Genomic DNA, 18,804 nt, shown 5'->3' on the forward strand with positions numbered 1-18,804 from the left:
CCGGACCTGCGCCCGGCTGGGTCTACTTGACGCGCTTGGCGAGATCGGCGATGGCCTCTTCGGCGTCGGCGACGGCAGCACGCAGCTCAGCCTCACGCGACTTGTAGCCATCGACAACGGCGCTGCCGAAGGAGCGAGTCCTGTCGTCAACCTCGGCGAAGAACCGGCGACCCTCGGGGGTCTTGTTGACCTGGTGGGCGACGATAAAGCCGGCGACGACGCCGATCAGCAGCCACAGTGCTTTCTTCATAGCGATTCTCCCTCGACGATAATCCGAATACTCAGCTTATCGGGTGGCCGCGCGTGTACCTGAGCGGCGAGAGAATGCGGAAGGGCGGGACATCCGATGGATGTCCCGCCCTTCGTGTGTGCGAGTTGCTTAGCGGGCTGCGTAGTACTCAACCACGAGCTGAACCTCAGCCGTGATCGGAACCTCGGCGCGCTTCGGACGTCGCAGCAGGCGTGCCTGCAGCTTGTCCAGCTCGACCTCGATGTACTCAGGAACCTTGGGCAGAACGTCGGCGTGGCCGCCGGCCGCTGCAACCTGGAACATGTCCATCGATTCGCTCTTCGGCTTCACGTGAATGAGCTGGCCGGGCTTGACGCGGTACGACGGGCGGTCAACGAGCTGGCCGTCGATCAGGATGTGACGGTGCACGATCTGCTGGCGAGCCTGCGAGGTGGTGCGGGCGAAGCCTGCGCGAACGACGAGAGCGTCGAGACGCATCTCGAGCAGCTCGACCAGGTTCTCACCGGTCAGTCCGGGGGCGCGGCGGGCCTCAGCGAAGACGATCTTCAGCTGTGCTTCGCGGATGCCGTACTGGGCGCGCAAACGCTGCTTCTCGCGCAGACGGACGGCGTAGTCGCTGTCAGCCTTGCGCTTGGTGCGGCCGTGCTCGCCGGGAGCGTACGGGCGCTTTTCGAGGTACTTGGCTGCCTTCGGCGTCAGGGGGATGCCCAGGGCGCGTGAGAGGCGGGTCTTGCTACGAGTACGTGACTTGGTAGACACGGTTTCCTTTTCTGTAAGAATCCAACGATGGCACCGGCCGGTTTGCGACCACGCATGAGCGCACAACGGATGACCGGTGAAAGTTAGAGGGATACGCCACGGAGACTGGTCGGCTACAGACCATCGCTCACTGATCAGATCCTCGACGCAGCCGCACGCGAGAAACCGATATTAGGCAGCGACCAGACTAACAGACGCGGCGCCGATTGCGGCATCCGTTCGTTAGTGGCCTCGGATGATCTTCCGCAGTTTCGCCCAGCGGGCGCTGATCTCCCGCTCGAACCCATGCTCGGTGGGCTGGTAGTAGTCACGCCCGGCGAGTTCGGTCGGCAGGTACTGCTGGGTGACGACGCCGATGTCGGAATTGTGCGCGTACAGGTAACCCTTGCCGTGTCCGAGGCGTTTCGCACCGGGATAGTGGGCGTCGCGCAGCGGCTTCGGTACCCGCCCGAACTCCCCCGCCCGCACGTCGGCGATTGCCGCGTTGATGCCCTCATATGCTGCGTTCGACTTCGGCGCCGTGGCGAGGTAGACCACGGCTTCCGCGAGGGGAATCCGACCCTCTGGCATGCCGATCAGCTGCACCGCCTGCGCCGCCGCGACGGCGATCGACAACGCCTGCGGATCGGCCATGCCGATGTCTTCGGATGCGCTCACGATGATTCGGCGGGCGATGAACTTGGCGTCTTCCCCGGCCTCGATCATCCGCGCCAGATAGTGCAGCGCCGCGTCGGCATCCGATCCCCGGATCGACTTGATGAACGCGCTGATCACGTCGTAGTGCTCGTCGCCCTGCCGGTCGTAGCGCAACAGGGCGCGGTCCACGGCCCTGGCGACGATGTCCGCGGTGACGACCGGTTTCCCGGCCGTGGCCTCTGGGGTGTTCTCGGTGCTGCTGTCGACCGGGCTGTCGGTGGTGCTCTCGGTCTCGGCCATGCTCTGGGCGGTGGCGGATGCGGCGGACGCCTCCAGTGCGGTGAGCGCGCGCCGGGCGTCGCCGGAGGCCAGTCGGATCAGGGCTGCGCGGGCATCGTCGGCCAGCGTGACCGCGTCCGCCAGCCCGCGCGGATCGGTGACTGCGCGGTCGATGACGATGCCCAGGTCGTCGTCGCTCAGCTGTTCGAGCGTCAGCAGCAGGGAGCGGGACAGCAGCGGCGAGATCACCGAGAACGACGGGTTCTCGGTGGTGGCGGCGATCAGGATGATCCAGCCGTTCTCCACACCGGGCAGCAGCGCGTCTTGTTGCGCCTTGGTGAACCGGTGGATCTCGTCGAGGAACAGCACCGTCGACACGCCGTACAGGTCGCGGTTGGACAGCGCCTCGTCCATCACTTGCCGCACGTCCTTCACCCCGGCGGACACCGCTGACAACTCCACGAAGCGACGCCCCGAGGTGTGAGCGATCGTCTGCGCGAGCGTGGTCTTGCCCGTGCCGGGCGGACCCCAGAGGATCACAGACACCGAGCCGCGCTCCCCCGTGGTGTCGGTGGCGAGACCCACCAGCGGCGATCCCTTACCCAGAAGATGCTTTTGGCCGGCCACTTCAGCCAGCGACTTCGGGCGCATGCGCACCGCGAGGGGGGTCGCTCCCCCGTGAAGTCCTGGCTGGCCGGTCATACCGCTCAATGCTAATCGGCACCCACGACACGGCTCGCCCACTGCCGTTTTGGTCGCGGTCTCCGGCCGTCAGTAAAGTTCATTTGGGCGTCCGTGCCCATCGTCTATGGAGGACCGTGTGGCCAAGAGCACTAATCAGGACCGCGACGCGCGTGACCGGCTTCGCCGTTACCAGGCTCGCCACGAGGTACACGTGCGGCAGCTGACCCGCAGGAAGCGCGACAACGTGGCCGCCATCATCGGCCTGCTGGTGATCGCCACCGTGGTCACGGTGGCGCAGGTGCTGTACTTCACCCAGGGTCCCGGCACGCCGGAGCCTGCGGCGTCCGCGTCGGCGACTCCCACCCCTGAGGCCACCGGTGAGAACACCGGTGAGGTGCCGGACCCGGCGCTGGCCGAGAACCGGGCGTGGACCGGTGAGCTGGTAATCAACGACATCCCGCTCGGAATCCAGCTGGACGGTGCCGCCGCGCCGCAGGGCGTCTCGGCGTTCCTCAGCCTCGCGCAGAGCGGCTTTTACGACGGCACCACCTGCCACCGCCTGACGAACGGCGGCTTCTTCGTGCTGCAGTGCGGCGACCCTGAGGGCACCGGCGCCGGCGGCCCCGACTTCCGTTACGGGCCGGTCGAGAACGCGCCAGCAGATGATCTCTACCCTGCCGGAACCATCGCCATGGCCCGCCAGGGCGGCGATGCCTTCAGCATGGGCAGCCAGTTCTTCATCGTCTATGACGAGACCACCATTCCTGCGGATGCCGCCGGCGGCTACACCGTGCTCGGACAGGTCACCAGCGGCCTGGACGCGATGAAGGCCGCGATCACCGATGCGGGCATCGTGGATGGCGCTACCGACGGCGCGCCGGTGGTTCCGACAACGATTACAGGTGTCACGCTGCAATAGCGTGCAATAGGCTGAGTGCTTGCCGGTTAGAGGCAATCGGCGTTGAACCTAGAGGTGATGTTGTGGCAACCGACGATCAGGCTCCCTGGGGCCGCGTAGATGAAACCGGAACCGTGTTCGTTCGCGAGGCGGCTGGCGAGCGCGCGGTCGGGCAATACCCCGATGGCACGGCGGAAGAGGCTCTGGCCTATTTCGAACGGAAGTTCACTGAGCTGGCGGGGCAGGTGACTCTGCTGGAGCAGCGCGCCAAGCGCGGAGCGCCGGCGAACGACATCGCCAAGGCGGTGGCGTCGCTGTCGCAGACCGTGCAGAGCGCCAACGCGGTCGGCGATCTCGCCGCGCTGCAGACCCGTCTGGCCGCACTCGGTTCGACGGTCGGGGAACTCACCGAGAAGCAGTCGGCGGAAGCCAAGGCAGCTGTCGATGCGGCCCTCGCCGAGCGTGAGGCGCTGGTCGTCGAGGCGGAGGCCCTGGCCGCGGCCGATCCGGCGAAGGCGCAGTGGAAGCAGGTTTCCGCGCAGATCGACGACATCTTCACCCGGTGGCAGCAGCACCAGCAGGACGGTCCCCGGCTGCCCAAGGCCGAGAGCAACGAGCTGTGGAAGCGGTTCCGCGCTGCCCGCACCACCATTGAGCAGCATCGCAAGGCGTTCTTTGCCGAGCTCGACACCGTGCACCGTGAGGCCCGTGCCCGCAAGCAGCAGCTCGCGGAAGAGGCTGAGGCGTTGGTGCCGAAGGGCGTCGACGGCATCCCCAGCTACCGCCACCTGCTTGACGAGTGGAAGAAGTCCGGTCGCGCGGGCAAGAAGTTCGACGACGCACTGTGGGCCAGGTTCAAGGCTGCGGGCGACGCCCTGTACTCGGCCAAGAACGAGGTCGACGCCCGCGACAACGAAGAGTTCAGCGCGAACCTCGAACTGAAGCTCGCCCTGCTGGCCGAGGCCGAACCGATCCTCGCCGAGACCGACAGGGTCAAGGCCCGCGACGCGCTCAGCCGCATCCAGCAGAAGTGGGATGCCATCGGCAAGGTGCCACGCGATCAGGTCAAGGTCGTCGAAGACCGGCTGCGCACCATCGAGAACGCGGTGCGCAAACTCGACGAGGAGCACTGGGAGAAGAACAACCCGGAGCGGAAGGCTCGCTCCGAGGGGCTCGCCAGTCAGCTGCACGACGCCATCGCGAAGCTCGAGGACGAACTCACCGCCGCCCGCGCCACGGGTGACCAGCGCAAGATCGCCGACGCCGAGGAAGCGCTCGAGGCCCGCAAGGTGTGGTTGAACGCCCTCGGGTAGTGCCTCTCCACAGCGCTCTGTTGTCCACCGACATCACTCGGTGACGCTGGTCGGCACCCGACCTCGTGCAGGATTCGGCTATGGCCAATCGGCGCGTACTCGTGCTCTCCGCGCGGGAGTTCCCGCTCGGTGAGCTGTGCGCGATGCGGCTGGACGGTGAACTGTTCGGCATCGATGACTGCTTTGCCTCGCTCGACGAGTTCGAGTCCCCGGCGTTGCGCGCTGCCGCGGTCGCGGCCGGGCGGCATCCGCGGCTGATCGCCGAACAGTGGACGGCGGCGTGGGTGTGGGGTGCCGTGCCTGCTCCCCCGGCCCGGCACACCTTCTGCGTGCGACTCGACGCGCGGGTCGGCCGGGTCACCAGCACCCAGACGGTGGTGCGCGAGGTGGCGCTGGATCCCGCCGAGGAGAGTTCGATCGGCCCGTTACGGCTGACCACTCCGCTTCGTACGGTGACCGATCTGGGGCGGTGGGGTGAGGCCGGCGCCGGTTCCCCGGAGCCGCCGGTGGTCGTCGCGGCGATCGCGGCCCTGCGCTCGATCGGCGGGCTGAGTCTGGCGCACTGCCTGGCCGAGCTGGAGCGAACGCCACACCTGCCGCACAAGAAGCGCGCGCAGGAACTGCTGCGGCGGTCGGCCGTCTAAACGCCCGGCGTAGCTGCCGGTGCGTGCCGCGGGGATGCGCCGAGTGCAACTGCGGCCCGCGCGCGCGGACCGCAGTTGCAGTCACCTCCGGGCGGGGAAACGCGCGCTGCCGGTAGTCCCTTGCGCCCGCGATTGTTCAGCCGCGCACGCAACTGAGGAGCGCGGGACTCGAGGGCTGACCAACCGGATGCAACTCCGGGCCGCGCGCGCGGCCCCGCTTAGCCTGCGGTGACGCGGTACACGTCGTACACCGCTTCGATGCGCCGCACCGCGTTCAGCACCCGGTCGAGGTGGGTGGTGTCGCCCATCTCGAACACGAACCGGCTGATCGCGAGCCGGTCGGTGGATGTCGACACGCTCGCCGAGAGGATGTTGACGTGGTGCTCACTGAGCACCCTGGTGACGTCCGACAGCAGCCCTGAGCGGTCCAGCGCTTCCACCTGGATCTGCACCAGGAACAGGCTCTTCGAGGTGGGCGCCCATTCCACGTCGATCATCCGCTCTGGTTCCTCCAGCAGCGACTGCACGTTCTTGCAGTCGCTGCGGTGCACCGACACTCCGGCGCCGCGGGTGACGAAGCCCACGATGGCGTCGCCGGGAACCGGGGTGCAGCATTTGGCGAGCTTGACGAGGATGTCGGGCGCTCCGCGCACCAGCACCCCGGAGTCGCTGTTGCGCAGTGCCCGGGACTTGCCCTTGCGGGGGAAGGTCAGCTCGGTCTCTTCGAGCTCTGACTCCGCTTGCAGGGACGCCAGGACCTTCTCGATCACCGACTGGGTCGAGACATGTCCCTCACCGACCGCCGCGTACAGGGCACTCACGTCGTCGTAGCGCATCTGCGACGCGACCTCGCCGAGCGAGTCCTGGTTCATCAGCTTCTGCAGTGGCAGGTTCTGCTTACGCATGGCACGGGCGATGGCGTCCTTGCCGTGCTCGATCGCCTCGTCCCGGCGTTCCTTAGTGAACCACTGGCGGATCTTGTTCCGGGCACGGGGGCTCTTGACGAAGTTCAGCCAGTCCTGGCTGGGGCCGGCATCCGGGTTCTTCGAGGTGAACACCTCGACCACGTCGCCGCTGTTCAGCGTCGACTCGAGCGGCACTAGCCGGCCGTTGACCTTGGCGCCCATGGTGCGGTGCCCCACCTCGGTGTGCACGGCGTAGGCGAAGTCCACCGGGGTGGCGCCGGCGGGAAGCCCGATCACCTTGCCCTGCGGGGTGAAGACGTACGTCTCCTTGGCGCCGATCTCGAACCGCAGCGAGTCGAGGAACTCGGTGGGGTCGGCGGTCTCGGCCTGCCAGTCGGTGATGTGGGCGAGCCAGGCCATGTCCGTGTCGGACTTGTTGGACTCGCTCTTGCCTCCGTTGACGCGTTCCTTGTACTTCCAGTGCGCCGCGACGCCGAACTCTGCCCGCTGGTGCATCTCGTGCGTGCGGATCTGGAGCTCCACCGCCCGGCCCTTCGGCCCGATCACGGTGGTGTGCAACGACTGGTACAGGTTGAACTTGGGCGTGGCGATGTAGTCCTTGAAGCGCCCGGGAATCGGGTTCCACCTGGCGTGGATGGCGCCGAGGACCGCGTAACAGTCGCGCACGGAGTTGACCAGCACGCGGATGCCGACCAGGTCGTAGATCTCGTCGAACTCGCGGCCGCGCACGATCATCTTCTGGTAGATCGAGTAGTACTGCTTGGGGCGCCCGACGACCTGACCCTTGATGCGGGCCGCCCTGAGGTCGTCGGTGACCGCGTCGATCACCTGTTGCACGAATTCCTCACGCTGCGGCGTGCGGGACTTCACCAGGCTTTCGATCTCGACGTACAGCTTCGGGTAGAGCACCGCGAACGAGAGGTCTTCCAGTTCCCACTTGATGGTCTGGATGCCGAGGCGGTGCGCCAGCGGCGCGTAGATCTCGAGGGTCTCCTGGGCCTTGCGCTTCGCGCTCGCCCCATCGACGAAGCCCCAGGTGCGCGCGTTGTGCAGCCGGTCGGCGAGCTTGATCACCAGCACTCGGATGTCCTTCGACATCGCGACCACCATCTTGCGGACCGTCTCGGCCTGGGCGCTGTCGCCGTACTTCAGCTTGTCGAGCTTGGTGACGCCGTCGACCAGCATGGCGATCTCATCGCCGAACTCGTCCCGCAGCATGTCGAGCGTGTAGTCGGTGTCCTCCACCGTGTCGTGCAGCAGGGCTGCGGCGACCGTGATCGCGCCAATGCCGAGGTCGGCGAGGATCTGCGCCACCGCGATCGGGTGGGTGATGTACGGCTCGCCGCTCTTGCGCTTCTGGCCCTCGTGCGCCTTCGCCGCTGTCGCGTATGCGCGCTCGATCAGGGCGAGGTCCGCCTTCGGGTGGTGCAACCGCACCGTCTTCAGCAACCGATCCACGGCGCCGGCCGGTTGCGCCCGGGAGAACAGGCGTGGCAGGCGCGTGCGAAGGGACGCTGTGGTCGTCGCCTCGCTCATGCCGCTACCTCCGAGCCCAGTTTAGCCGCGGATCACTAGCGCACCGCGCCGGAGCTTGCGACGGCGTCCTCGGCCTTCGCACGGCTGCTGTGACCCTGCTTCTTCACTTCCGGCTCGTTCTCGCGCAGGTGCGCATAAACCGGGGCGGCGATGAAGATCGTGGAGTACGCGCCGACCAGGATGCCGATGAACAGGGCCAGCGAGATGTCGCGCAGGGTTCCCGCTCCCAGCACTACGGCGCCGATGAACAGAATCGCCGCGACGGGTAGTGCCGCGACCACCGAGGTGTTGATCGAGCGAACCAGGGTCTGGTTCACCGCGAGGTTCACCGACTGCGCGAAGGTACGGCGGGATTGTTCACCGTCTTCGGCGGTATTCTCCCTGATCTTGTCGAACACCACGACGGTGTCGTACAGCGAGTAGCCGAGGATGGTGAGGAAGCCGATCACCGCGGCCGGGGTGATCTCGAAGCCGAGGATGCCGTACACACCGACGGTGATGATGAGGTCGTGGAACAGCGCGACCAAGGCGGCGAGCGACATCTTCCAGGTGCGGAAGTACAGCGCCATGAACACGGCGGCCAGGGCGATGAAGACCAGCAGTCCGCGCAGCGCCTGGGACGAGACATCCTGACCCCAGCTCGGCCCGATGAACGAGGCGGTCACCTGGTCGGTGTCGAATGCGGTGGCCAGGGCGTCACGCACCTGGTCACTCTCGGTGGGCTCCAGCTGGTCGGTCTGAACCCGGATGCCGTCGGACCCGACGGTAGTCACCCGGGGGTCTGCCTCCGGCACGATCTCGGCGACAGTGTCCGTCGCGAGGGCCTGTTCGTCAGTACCGACGTTCGCCAGCCCGGAGACCTGGAACTCGGAGCCGCCGGTGAACTCGATTCCGAAGACGAACCCGCCGCGCAGGATCGGGATGATCACCGAGAGAGCAATGGCAACCGCGGCGATCGAGTACCAGAGCTTGCGGCGACCGATGAAGTCGATCGAGCGCGCACCGGTGTACAGGTCATTACCGAACGTGGTGAGCCGCGACATCAGGAGTCCTTTCCGGGGCGACGGCCGCTGGTCGCGAGCTCGTCTGCCTTGCGTTCGGCGATGGTCTGGCGCTTCTGCGCCTCACGGCTGGCATTCGCGTTCTTGCCGCTTGTGACGACCGGGGCCCGGAACGTGGCACGCCCGCGGTACACCGCGCCGAGCGCTTGCGGATCAAGCCCGCTGGCGGGGTGGCCGCCACCGAAGAAGCGGGTATGGGCCAGCAGCTGCATCAGCGGGTGCGTGAACAGGATGACCACGACGAGGTCGATCAGCGTGGTGATGCCGAGGGTCAGGGCGAAGCCCTGCACGCTGCCGACCGCGACGATGAACAGCACCGCCGCGGCGAGGAAGTTGATCGTGTCCGACGCCAGAATCGTGCGCAGTGCCCGTTTCCAGCCGGTCTCGACCGCCGACTCCAAACTGCGACCGTTGCGCAGTTCATCGCGGATTCGTTCGAAGTAGACGATGAACGAGTCGGCGATGATACCGATCGCCACGATCAGACCGGCGACACCGGCCAGCGACAACCGGTAGCCCTCCCGCCAGGACAGCAGGGTGATCACCAGGTAGGTGATAAGCATGGCCACCAGCAGCGATGCCATGGTGACGAGACCGAGCGTGCGGTACTGGAAGAGCGAGTAGACCAGCACCAGCAGCATGCCGATGATGCCGGCGATGATGCCGCTCTGCAGCTGCGTTGTACCGAGGGTCGCGGAGATGGTGTTGGTGCTCTCCAGCTGGAACCCGATCGGCAGGGCGCCGAACTTCAGCTGGTCGGCGAGGGTCTGCGCAGTGTCCTGGGTGAAGTTACCGCTGATCACCGGCTTGCCGTCGGTGATGGCGGCGTTCGTAGTCGGCGCCGAGATGACCTTGCCGTCCAGCACGATCGCGAACTGGTTCTGCACCCCCTGCAGACCGATCAGCCGCGTGGTGACGTCGCGGAACTGCGCGGTGCCCTTGTCGTTGAACTCAATGAACACGCCCCACTCGTTGGTGGTGAAGCCCTGCGCGTTCGGGACAAGTCCGGATGACGCGTCGGCAATGGTCTCGCCAGACACCTCAACCGGGCCGAGGATGTACTTGACGCTGCCGTCCTGCTCACAGGTGATGAGCGGCTGGTCGGCAGGCGGGACCTCGCCGGTGGTGTCATCCAGGGACGCGCAGTCGAAGTTGGTGAACTCGTCGGAGAGCGCCGGGGTGATCCAGTTGAGGTCGCTCGCCGAGGTCGGCTCCACAGTCGGGGTGCTCTCCAGGCTCGGTGACGGCGTTGCCGCGGCATCCGGTTCCGGTGTGGGCGTCGCCGTCGAGCCATCGGTCATCGTCTGGTTGCTCGGCAGGTCTGCCGTCAGCACCGGGCGGAACTCGAGCTTCGCCGACGCCTGGATGCGCTGCATGGTCTCGTCGTCGGGGGTGCCCGGAATGGACACCACCACGTTGCGGCCACCCTGCGTGGTGATCTCCGATTCGGACACACCGCTCGCATCGACACGCTGACGGATGATCGACACCGCCTGATTCAGCTGCTCCTGCGAGACGCTCTGGCCACTCTCGAGCTGCGGCTCCAGGATGATCTGGGTGCCACCCTCGAGGTCGAGCGCCAGTTTCGGCGTCCACCCGGCGTTATTCCAGATCACGCCTGCGGCGTTCGCCGCGATCAGGCCGACGATGATGACCGCCAGCCATATGAGGGAACGCCAGGCCCTGCGGGTCGGTGTAGATCGTGCCACCTGCGACTCAGCTTTCTACGAGTGATTCTGCGACCGAGCGCAGACGTTCGATGCGGCTCGCCGAAGGAGAGCCGCCCTCAAGGCTAGTGGTTCAGTCGTCGGCCTTCTTGCGCTCCGGCGTACTGTCCACGTCGGGGGCGACAACGTCGTCGGTCGCGGTAATCGCGTCGGCGTCGGCGCTGGTGTCGGCGTCAGCCTCGACCTCGGCCGGGGCGTCCTCGTCGACGACCTTGGACAGGGTCTGCCGGTGTACCCGCAGCACGACGCCATCGGAAACCGCGATCTCGGCGATGTTGGTGTCATCGTTCACCGAGAGCAGGGTGCCGAACAGCCCGAAGCTGGTCATCACTTCGGCGCCGGGAACCATCTTGTTCAGCAGTTCAGCCTGGTCTTTCTGCCGCTTCTTGTTGTTGCGGAACATGAACAACACCAGCACGGCCAGGACGGCCAGCATGACAAGAGTGATTGGATCCATAAGAGTGGGGGAAACCTTCCAAGATAATGGGGATAGTCGCGTCAGTCTAGAAGAAGCGCCTGCGACATCCTTGTGAATTATAGGTCATTGCCAAAGAGCGCTACCTCACCCGGCACTACCCCAAAATGGGTCCAGGCGGCCCGCGTGGCGACCCGGCCGCGCGGGGTTCGCGACAGCAGCCCGATACGTACGAGGAACGGTTCGACCACGGATTCGATCGTTTCCGCTTCTTCGCCGACCGACACGGCGAGGGTGCCGAGACCCACCGGTCCCCCGTCGAAGCGGGTGAGGATGATTTGCATCACCGCTCGATCAAGCCGGTCGAGGCCAAGCGCGTCGACGTCGTACAGCTCGAGGGCGGCATTGACCGCGGGCAGTGCGGCGTCGGTTCCAGTGACCAGCGCGTAGTCGCGCACCCGGCGCAGCAGCCGGTTGGCAATGCGGGGGGTGCCGCGGCTGCGGCGGGCGATCTCGCCGAGGGCCCGGTGTTCCACCTCGAGCCCGAGCAGGTCGGCGGCCCGGCTGATGACGTGCTCGAGTTCGTGGTCCTCGTAGAACTCGAGGTGCGCGGTGAACCCGAACCGGTCGCGCAGCGGGTTCGGGAGCAGGCCGGAGCGGGTGGTGGCGCCGACCAGGGTGAACGGCGACAGGTCAAGCGGGATAGAGGTCGCGCCGGCGCCCTTGCCCACCATGATGTCAATGCGGAAGTCCTCCATGGCGAGATACAGCATCTCTTCCGCCGGGCGGGCCATCCGGTGGATCTCGTCGATGAAGAGGATCTCACCGGGAACGAGGGAGGACAGCACCGCGGCGAGGTCGCCGGCGTGCTGGATGGCCGGGCCGCTCGACATGCGCAGCGGGCGCCCGCTTTCTTGCGCGACGATCATGGCGAGCGTGGTCTTGCCGAGCCCTGGCGGGCCGGCCAGCAGGATGTGATCGGGCGTGCGATTCTGCATGGCCGCGGCCTGCAGCAGCAGTTGCAGTTGGCCGCGCACCTTTGTCTGCCCGACGAACTCGCCGAGCGTGCGGGGACGCAGCGCGCCTTCGAAGGCGAGTTCCGCCTCGGACTCCGGGGTCGGGCTGACGATGCTCTCGGTCATGCGCGGTCACCGCCGTCTCGGCTGCCGTGCAGTGCCGGGCCCAACTGTGCCAGCGCTACCCGCAGCAGGCTGGAGACGCCGGCGCGCTCGACCTCTGAGGCGTGGGCGACGGCCTCGTCGAGGGCCTGGGCGGCGACCTTCTCTGGCCAGCCGAGGCCGACGAGAGCCACGAGTACGTTGTCGGTGATGCTGGTTGCGGCGCTCGGAGCCGGGGCGGACTGCGGCAGCACCGCCAGCTTCCCGGTGAGCGACAGCACGATGAGCTTCGCCGTCTTCGGTCCGATCCCCGACACCTTGCGGAACGCGGCGTCGTCTTCGGTGGCGACCGCCTCAGCCACCTGACCCGGCGTCATGGCGGCGAGCACCCCCATCGCCGATTTGGGGCCGACGCCGGTGACCGAGCGCAGCTTGTCGAACACCTCGAGCTCGTCGGCATCGGCGAAGCCGAACAGGCTGAGGTCGTCTTCGCGCACGATCAGGGCGGTGCGCAGCATGGCCTCGGAGCCGATGCGCAGGCTGAGGGCATGAGCGGGGGTGACCTGCACGGCGAGGCCTACTCCCCCGACCTCGATGACGACGAGGGATCCGGCGGCAGAGAGCACGGTGCCGCGGAGGGAAGAAATCATGCTTAGAGCCTACGTTTGGCCGCCGACTTTTCTGCCTCACGCCACGCCTGCTGGGCCGGGGTCAGGCCGCCACCGGCCGACCCTGCGGTCGGTGCCGCCGTCGCCCCGCGCCGCCAGGCGTGGCAGATCGCCAGGGCGAGCGCGTCGGATGCGTCGGCCGGGGTCGGCGGAGAGTCCAGGCCGAGTACGCGCGCCACCATCGTGGCGACCTGCTTCTTGTCTGCCGAACCGTACCCGGTGATCGACGCCTTCACCTCGCTGGGCGTGTGCAGTCCGACGGCCAGGCCTCGTTCGGCGGCGGCGTGCATCGCCACGCCGGAGGCCTGCGCGGTGCCCATCACGGTTCGCACGTTGTGCTGCGCGAACACTCGCTCGAGGGCGACCGCACCCGGGGTGAACTCGTCCAGCGCCGCCGCGATGCCGCGCCCGATCGCCAGCAGACGCTGTTCCAGCTCGAGTTCCGGTGGCGTGCGGATGACGGACACGTGCACCAAGGTGGCGCGGCGGTCGGCCTGCACGTCCACCACTCCGACCCCACACCGGGTGAGACCCGGGTCGATGCCCAGCACCCGGATCGTCACCGGGGTCAGTCTTCTTCGGCGTCGAGCTCGGCCTGTACCTCTGCGGACACCTCGAAGTTCGCGAAGACGTTCTGCACGTCGTCGCTGTCTTCGAGGCCGTCGATCAGCTTGAACACCTTGCGGGCCGTTTCGGCATCGATGTCCACGTGCAGGTTCGGCACGAATTCCGCGTCCGCGGAGTCGTAGTCGATTCCGGCATCCTGCAGCGCGGTGCGCGCGGCGACCAGGTCGCTCGGGTCGGTGATGATCTCGAAGCCCGCGCCGCGGTCGATGACCTCTTCGGCGCCGGCATCGAGCACGGCCATCAGGATGTCATCTTCGGTCAGGCCATCCGTCTTGGTGACCGAGATGACGCCCTTCCGGTTGAAGTTGTAGGCAACGCTGCCGGGGTCGGCCATGTTGCCGCCACCGCGGGTCATCGCGGTGCGCACCTCGGCGGCTGCCCGGTTCTTGTTGTCGGTGAGGCACTCGATCAGCATGGCGACGCCACCCTGGGCGTAGCCCTCGTAAATGATGGTCTGGTAGTCGACCGACTCGCCGGACAGCCCGGCGCCGCGCTTGACCGCGCGGTCGATGTTGTCGTTCGGAACCGAGGTCTTCTTGGCCTTTTGGATGGCGTCGACCAGGGTCGGGTTGCCGGAGAGGTCAGCGCCGCCCATCTTCGCGGCGACCTCGATGTTCTTGATGAGCTTGGCGAACGACTTGGCACGGCGCTGGTCGATGACCGCCTTCTTGTGCTTCGTCGTTGCCCATTTGGAGTGACCTGACATGGGGGCAATTCTAGCTAGGAGCGGAAGGCTGTGGCGCGCACCCGGTCGAGGAAGTACTGGTGGAACCGGGTGTCGCCGGTGATTTCGGGGTGGAACGAGGTGCCGAGCAGGTTGCCCTGCTGCACGGCGACCACTCGGCCGTCGTCGAGCGAGGCCAGCGCGGTGACCTGGTCACCGACGGTCTCGACCACCGGCGCCCTGATGAACACGGCGTGCACGGGCGGGTCGCCGAGCACCGGCATCCGCAGTTCGACCTCGAAAGATTCGGTCTGCGAGCCGAACGCGTTGCGGCGCACGGCCACGTCGAGTCCGCCGAAGCTCTGCTGACCTTCGATCGCATCGAGCACGCGGTCGGCGATCATGATCAGGCCGGCGCAGGTGCCGTAGACGGGCATCCCGGCGGCAATCGCCTGCTTCACCGGTTCGGCGACCCCGAACGCGCGCGACAACTTGTCGATGACGGTGGATTCCCCACCGGGGATGACCAGCCCATCGATCGCGGTCAGTTCCTCGGCGCGCCGCACCGGAACAGCGGTCGCGCCCAGGGAGCGCAGCACCTCGAGGTGCTCACGGAAGTCTCCCTGGAGCGCGAGCACTCCGACAGTGACGGGGATCGTTGCGGGCTTACCAGCCACGTTCTGCGAGGCGGTGCGGGGCGGCGAGGTCGGAGACGTTGATCCCGACCATGGCCTCACCGAGTCCGCGCGACACCTCGGCGATGACCGACGGGTCGTCGTAGAAGGTGGTGGCCTTGACCACTGCCGCGGCGCGCGCCGCCGGGTTGCCCGACTTGAAGATGCCGGAGCCCACGAACACGCCGTCGGCGCCGAGCTGCATCATCATGGCCGCATCCGCGGGGGTGGCGACGCCACCGGCGGTGAACAGCACGACCGGCAGCTTGCCGGTTTCGGCGATCTCGGCGACCAGGTCGTACGGCGCCTGCAGTTCCTTCGCCGCGACGTACAGTTCGTCCTTGCTCATCGCGGTCAGGGCGGCGATCTGCCCCTTGATCGTGCGGATGTGCTTGGTCGCCTCTGACACGTCTCCGGTGCCGGCTTCACCCTTCGAGCGGATCATCGCCGCGCCCTCGTTGATGCGGCGCAGCGCCTCACCGAGGTTGGTGGCGCCGCAGACGAAGGGAATGGTGAACTCCCACTTGTCGATGTGGTTGACGTAGTCGGCCGGGCTCAGCACCTCGGACTCGTCGATGTAGTCGACGTTCAGCGCCTGCAGCACCTGCGCCTCGACGAAGTGGCCGATGCGGGCCTTCGCCATCACCGGGATCGAGACGGAGGAGATGATCGCGTCGATCAGGTCGGGGTCGCTCATGCGGGCGACACCACCCTGAGAGCGGATGTCGGCGGGTACCCGCTCGAGCGCCATGACGGCGACAGCGCCGGCGTCTTCGGCGATCCGAGCCTGCTCGGCGGTGACGACGTCCATGATGACACCGCCCTTGAGCATCTCGGCCAATCCACGCTTGACGCGGCTGGTGCCCTGGTGTTCGAAAGTGGTGCTGTCGCTCATGGTCTCAGATTCTACTCGGGGTCGGGGCTGGGCCACGCGGCCGCCACTTCGTCGCGTACCTCGCCCAGCAGGCGGGGAACGGCTTTCGTTCCGGCGATGATCGGGAAGAAATTCGAGTCTTGCGCCCACCGCGGAACGATGTGTTGATGCAGGTGATCCGCAATGCCCGCGCCCGCGATTCGGCCTTGGTTCATGCCGATATTGAATCCGTGTGCGCCGGCCGTGTGGGTGAGAACACGCATCGCCGTCTGTGTGAGCATACCGATTTCGGCGACCTCGTCTGGCGTGGCCTCGTCATAGGTCGCAATGTGTCGGTACGGGCAGACCAGCAGGTGACCACTGTTGTACGGGAACAGGTTCAACAGAACGTATGCGTGCGTGCCGCGGGCCACGATCAGCGCCTGCTCGTCATCCTTGCTCGGGGCGATGCAGAACGGGCATTCATCCTTGCCCGGCGCCTGGCCGTGCTGGATGTACGCGATGCGGTGGGGCGTCCACAACCGCTGGAAGGAGTCGGGCACGGCGGCGAAGTCGTCCGACGACTCCGCGTGCCCGTACTCCATTCCGTCGTAGTCCCGCACGCTCAGACCTGGGCCTTGGTGCGGATCGACTCCACGATGCGGGCGATGGCCTCGTCCACGGGCACCCCGTTGTCCTGGCTGCCGTCGCGGAAGCGGAAGCTGACCGTGCCGTTTGCCCGGTCTTCTTCACCGGCGATCAGCTGGAACGGCACCTTGGCCTTGGAGTGGGTGCGGATCTTCTTCTGCATCCGGTCGTCTGAGGTGTCGACATCCGCTCGCACGCCGACGGCGCGCAGCTGGCCGACGATGCCGGCCAGGTAGTCGTTGAACTGCTCGGAGACCGGGATCGCGACCGCCTGCACCGGTGACAGCCACACCGGGAATGCCCCGGCGTAGTGCTCGGTGAGCACGCCGAAGAACCGCTCGATCGAGCCGAACAGGGCACGGTGGATCATCACCGGACGCTGCCGGGTGCCATCGGGGGCGGTGTACTCCAGGTCGAATCGCTCGGGCAGGTTGAAGTCGAGCTGGATGGTCGACATCTGCCAGGTGCGGCCGATGGCGTCTCGCGCCTGCACCGAGATCTTCGGGCCGTAGAAGGCGGCGCCTCCCGGGTCGGGGACGAGGTCGAGACCGGATTCCGCGGCCACCTCGGCCAGCGTGCGGGTGGCTTCCTCCCAGACCTCCTCGTTTCCGACGAACTTCTCCGGGTCCTTGGTCGACAGCTCCAGGTAGAAGTCGTCGAGGCCGTAGTCCTTGAGCAGGCCGAGCACGAAGGTCAGCGTCTTGGCGAGCTCATCCTTCATCTGGTCGCGGGTGCAGTAGATGTGCGCGTCATCCTGGGTCATGCCCCGCACCCGGGTGAGCCCGTGGATGACCCCGGATTTCTCGTAGCGGTAAACGCTGCCGAATTCGAACAACCGCATCGGCAGCTCGCGGTAGGAATGCGCGCCGGCCCGGTAGATCAGGTTGTGCATCGGGCAGTTCATCGGCTTCAGGTAGTAGTCCTGGCCCTCGCGCTTGATCGAGCCGTCTTCGTTGTACTCGGCGTCGACGTGCATCGGCGGGAACATGCCCTCGCGGTACCAGTCCAGGTGGCCGGAGACCTCGTAGAGGTGGCCCTTGGTGATGTGCGGGGTGTTGACGAAGGAGTAGCCCTCCTCGATGTGCCGCTGCCGCGAGTAGTTCTCCAGCTCGGTGCGGATGATGCCGCCCCTGGGGTGGAACACCGGGAGTCCGCTGCCGAGCTCCTCGGGGAAGCTGAACAGGTCGAGTTCGGCGCCGAGGCGGCGGTGGTCGCGCTTCGCGGCCTCCTCGAGGCGGGTCTGGTAGGCGCGCAGCTCGTCCTTGGTCGGCCAGGCGGTGCCGTACAGGCGCTGCAGCTGCTTGTTCTTCTCCGAGCCGCGCCAGTATGCGGCGGCGACCCGCATCAGCGAGTAGCCGTTGCCGATCATCCGGGTGTTCGGCAGGTGCGGGCCGCGGCAGAGGTCCTTCCACAGGGTCTCCCCCGTCTTCGGGTCGACGTTGTCGTAGATGGTCAGTTCGGCGCCGCCGACCTCGACCGACTCGTTGTCGTCGGTCGAGCCTTCCCCGCCCGTCGCGCCGCCCTTTAAACCGATGAGCTCGAGCTTGTACGGCTCATCCCGCAATTCCTCGCGGGCCTCGTCATCCGTCACCACCCGGCGGACGAACCGCTGGCCCTGACGGATGATGCGGTCCATCGCTTTGCTGATGGCCTTCATGTCTTCCGGGGTGAACGGCGTTTCAACGTCGAAGTCGTAGTAGAAGCCGTCGGTGACGGGCGGGCCGATGCCGAGCTTCGCGTCAGGGTTGATCGACTGCACCGCCTGGGCGGCGACGTGCGCGGCCGAGTGGCGCAGGATGTTGAGGCCGTCCGGTGAGTCGATCGGCACCGGTTCGACGGTGTCGTCAGGAGTGACGGTTACCGCAAGATCCTTCAACTCGCCGTTGACGCGCATCGCCACGATGGAGCGGTCGCTAAAGAGGTCGAATCCGGTCTGCGGAGCATTCATTCTCCCAACTTTAGTGGGGAGACGGGTCTCATCTTTGCGCTCACCGGTCGCAGCGGTCGCTGCCGGAGGATGGGATGCGAAACGCCGCTGAACCTGGCCGATCGAGGCGGCGTATCGCCGCAGCTCCTCAGTTGGCGACGGAGGAACGCGCTGCGGCGAGGACTGTGCTCCGCGCGACGGTGACGTTTGCCTCCCGCAGAACCTCAGTGGGCGAACGGTCCCCCAGCAAGGGGTTTGATCCGGTCATCCACTCGCGCAATGACGAGCTGGCGCGCCGGCCCAGCACGCCCACAACCTCACCGGCGATGCGGAGCCTCACTCCCGCCTCGATGTCTGGCGAACCGGTGCCCGCAGCCCAGCTGGCGACGGTCGCCACGTCGACCGAGCCCAGGTCGGCCACCAGCTCTTCACCTAGTGATTCGCGGAGCCGCGCTACGACCGCACGGATGTCGTCATCTGCAAGAGTCACCAGACAA

At 66.8% G+C, this 18,804-nt stretch carries 19 protein-coding genes; 3 read left to right on the forward strand and 16 right to left on the reverse strand.

Translation table 11 applies throughout. The features are described from left to right. Window positions 1–22: 22 nt before the first annotated feature. From HCT51_RS08355 to HCT51_RS08365, 3 genes are all read right to left on the reverse strand, one after another. Window positions 23–250, reverse strand: a complete 228-nt coding sequence (locus HCT51_RS08355; RefSeq protein ID WP_166871816.1) for a hypothetical protein — start codon at window positions 248–250, stop codon at window positions 23–25. 129 nt (window positions 251–379) lie between these two features. Beyond that, complete coding sequence (rpsD, locus tag HCT51_RS08360) at window positions 380–1,009, reverse strand: 30S ribosomal protein S4 (protein WP_166871812.1); 630 nt, start codon at window positions 1,007–1,009, stop codon at window positions 380–382. A 222-nt stretch (window positions 1,010–1,231) separates the two neighbouring features. Then, window positions 1,232–2,626 (reverse strand): replication-associated recombination protein A, encoded by a 1,395-nt coding sequence (locus HCT51_RS08365; protein ID WP_166871809.1) that lies wholly within the window; start codon window positions 2,624–2,626, stop codon window positions 1,232–1,234. A gap of 118 nt (window positions 2,627–2,744) precedes the next feature. On the opposite strand from HCT51_RS08365, the gene HCT51_RS08370 reads away from it, so the two are divergent. The 3 genes from HCT51_RS08370 (at window position 2,745) to HCT51_RS08380 (ending at window position 5,463) form a co-directional block, all read left to right on the forward strand. Beyond that, the gene (locus HCT51_RS08370; protein WP_224760736.1) at window positions 2,745–3,527 is read left to right on the forward strand and encodes a peptidylprolyl isomerase; all 783 of its coding nucleotides are present in this window, start codon (window positions 2,745–2,747) and stop codon (window positions 3,525–3,527) included. Window positions 3,528–3,589: 62 nt separating this feature from the next. Further along, window positions 3,590–4,819: a DUF349 domain-containing protein gene (locus HCT51_RS08375; protein ID WP_191413821.1), complete on the forward strand. Its 1,230-nt coding sequence runs from the start codon at window positions 3,590–3,592 to the stop codon at window positions 4,817–4,819. An 80-nt stretch (window positions 4,820–4,899) separates the two neighbouring features. Further along, on the forward strand, window positions 4,900–5,463 hold the full coding sequence (locus tag HCT51_RS08380) for a hypothetical protein (protein ID WP_166871803.1): 564 nt from the start codon (window positions 4,900–4,902) through the stop codon (window positions 5,461–5,463). A gap of 218 nt (window positions 5,464–5,681) precedes the next feature. Here the strand turns inward: HCT51_RS08380 and HCT51_RS08385 are convergent, their stop codons facing one another. From HCT51_RS08385 to HCT51_RS08445, 13 genes are all read right to left on the reverse strand, one after another. Further along, window positions 5,682–7,925 (reverse strand): RelA/SpoT family protein, encoded by a 2,244-nt coding sequence (locus HCT51_RS08385; protein ID WP_166871799.1) that lies wholly within the window; start codon window positions 7,923–7,925, stop codon window positions 5,682–5,684. A gap of 35 nt (window positions 7,926–7,960) precedes the next feature. Further along, the gene (gene secF / locus HCT51_RS08390; protein WP_166871796.1) at window positions 7,961–8,968 is read right to left on the reverse strand and encodes a protein translocase subunit SecF; all 1,008 of its coding nucleotides are present in this window, start codon (window positions 8,966–8,968) and stop codon (window positions 7,961–7,963) included. Next, window positions 8,968–10,695 carry a protein translocase subunit SecD gene (gene secD / locus HCT51_RS08395; RefSeq protein WP_166871793.1) on the reverse strand — a complete coding sequence of 576 codons (1,728 nt, stop codon included), beginning with the start codon at window positions 10,693–10,695 and terminating at the stop codon, window positions 8,968–8,970. Before secD ends, secF begins: the two co-directional genes overlap by 1 nt. A 91-nt stretch (window positions 10,696–10,786) precedes the next feature. After that, entirely contained in the window at window positions 10,787–11,170 is a 384-nt protein-coding gene (locus HCT51_RS08400) for a preprotein translocase subunit YajC (RefSeq protein WP_166871790.1), read from the reverse strand. A 77-nt stretch (window positions 11,171–11,247) separates the two neighbouring features. Then, window positions 11,248–12,270, reverse strand: coding sequence for a Holliday junction branch migration DNA helicase RuvB (ruvB, locus tag HCT51_RS08405; RefSeq protein WP_166871787.1), 1,023 nt, complete (start codon window positions 12,268–12,270; stop codon window positions 11,248–11,250). After that, window positions 12,267–12,896 (reverse strand): Holliday junction branch migration protein RuvA, encoded by a 630-nt coding sequence (gene ruvA, locus HCT51_RS08410; RefSeq protein ID WP_166871784.1) that lies wholly within the window; start codon window positions 12,894–12,896, stop codon window positions 12,267–12,269. The genes ruvB and ruvA overlap by 4 nt, the downstream gene beginning before the upstream one ends. Before the next feature lie 2 nt (window positions 12,897–12,898). Then, on the reverse strand, window positions 12,899–13,471 hold the full coding sequence (gene ruvC, locus HCT51_RS08415) for a crossover junction endodeoxyribonuclease RuvC (RefSeq protein WP_191413875.1): 573 nt from the start codon (window positions 13,469–13,471) through the stop codon (window positions 12,899–12,901). Window positions 13,472–13,482: 11 nt separating this feature from the next. After that, the gene (locus HCT51_RS08420; protein WP_166871778.1) at window positions 13,483–14,247 is read right to left on the reverse strand and encodes a YebC/PmpR family DNA-binding transcriptional regulator; all 765 of its coding nucleotides are present in this window, start codon (window positions 14,245–14,247) and stop codon (window positions 13,483–13,485) included. Between the two features lie 14 nt (window positions 14,248–14,261). Beyond that, a complete protein-coding gene (gene pdxT / locus HCT51_RS08425; RefSeq protein WP_166871775.1) occupies window positions 14,262–14,882 on the reverse strand; it encodes a pyridoxal 5'-phosphate synthase glutaminase subunit PdxT in 621 nt (206 codons plus the stop codon). Beyond that, entirely contained in the window at window positions 14,872–15,774 is a 903-nt protein-coding gene (gene pdxS / locus HCT51_RS08430) for a pyridoxal 5'-phosphate synthase lyase subunit PdxS (protein WP_166871771.1), read from the reverse strand. Before pdxS ends, pdxT begins: the two co-directional genes overlap by 11 nt. An 11-nt stretch (window positions 15,775–15,785) precedes the next feature. Further along, on the reverse strand, window positions 15,786–16,337 hold the full coding sequence (locus tag HCT51_RS08435; RefSeq protein ID WP_166872868.1) for an HIT family protein: 552 nt from the start codon (window positions 16,335–16,337) through the stop codon (window positions 15,786–15,788). Window positions 16,338–16,357: 20 nt separating this feature from the next. Beyond that, entirely contained in the window at window positions 16,358–18,328 is a 1,971-nt protein-coding gene (thrS, locus tag HCT51_RS08440; protein ID WP_166871769.1) for a threonine--tRNA ligase, read from the reverse strand. 127 nt (window positions 18,329–18,455) lie between these two features. Continuing rightward, window positions 18,456–18,797, reverse strand: a complete 342-nt coding sequence (locus HCT51_RS08445) for a DUF2384 domain-containing protein (RefSeq protein WP_166871766.1) — start codon at window positions 18,795–18,797, stop codon at window positions 18,456–18,458. Between the last annotated feature and the right edge of the window lie 7 nt (window positions 18,798–18,804).

This window comes from Salinibacterium sp. ZJ450 (assembly GCF_011751885.2).
Taxonomy (GTDB): domain Bacteria; phylum Actinomycetota; class Actinomycetes; order Actinomycetales; family Microbacteriaceae; genus Ruicaihuangia.

Coding starts and splice junctions, on each gene's coding strand:
- HCT51_RS08355 (WP_166871816.1), bottom strand. CDS start 250: ATGAAGAAAGCACTGTGGCTGCTGATCGGCGTCGTCGCCGGCTTTATC.
- HCT51_RS08365 (WP_166871809.1), bottom strand. CDS start 2,626: ATGACCGGCCAGCCAGGACTTCACGGGGGAGCGACCCCCCTCGCGGTG.
- HCT51_RS08380 (WP_166871803.1), top strand. CDS start 4,900: ATGGCCAATCGGCGCGTACTCGTGCTCTCCGCGCGGGAGTTCCCGCTC.
- HCT51_RS08385 (WP_166871799.1), bottom strand. CDS start 7,925: ATGAGCGAGGCGACGACCACAGCGTCCCTTCGCACGCGCCTGCCACGC.
- secF (WP_166871796.1), bottom strand. CDS start 8,968: ATGTCGCGGCTCACCACGTTCGGTAATGACCTGTACACCGGTGCGCGC.
- HCT51_RS08400 (WP_166871790.1), bottom strand. CDS start 11,170: ATGGATCCAATCACTCTTGTCATGCTGGCCGTCCTGGCCGTGCTGGTG.
- ruvB (WP_166871787.1), bottom strand. CDS start 12,270: ATGACCGAGAGCATCGTCAGCCCGACCCCGGAGTCCGAGGCGGAACTC.
- ruvA (WP_166871784.1), bottom strand. CDS start 12,896: ATGATTTCTTCCCTCCGCGGCACCGTGCTCTCTGCCGCCGGATCCCTC.
- HCT51_RS08420 (WP_166871778.1), bottom strand. CDS start 14,247: ATGTCAGGTCACTCCAAATGGGCAACGACGAAGCACAAGAAGGCGGTC.
- pdxS (WP_166871771.1), bottom strand. CDS start 15,774: ATGAGCGACAGCACCACTTTCGAACACCAGGGCACCAGCCGCGTCAAG.
- HCT51_RS08435 (WP_166872868.1), bottom strand. CDS start 16,337: ATGGAGTACGGGCACGCGGAGTCGTCGGACGACTTCGCCGCCGTGCCC.
- thrS (WP_166871769.1), bottom strand. CDS start 18,328: ATGAATGCTCCGCAGACCGGATTCGACCTCTTTAGCGACCGCTCCATC.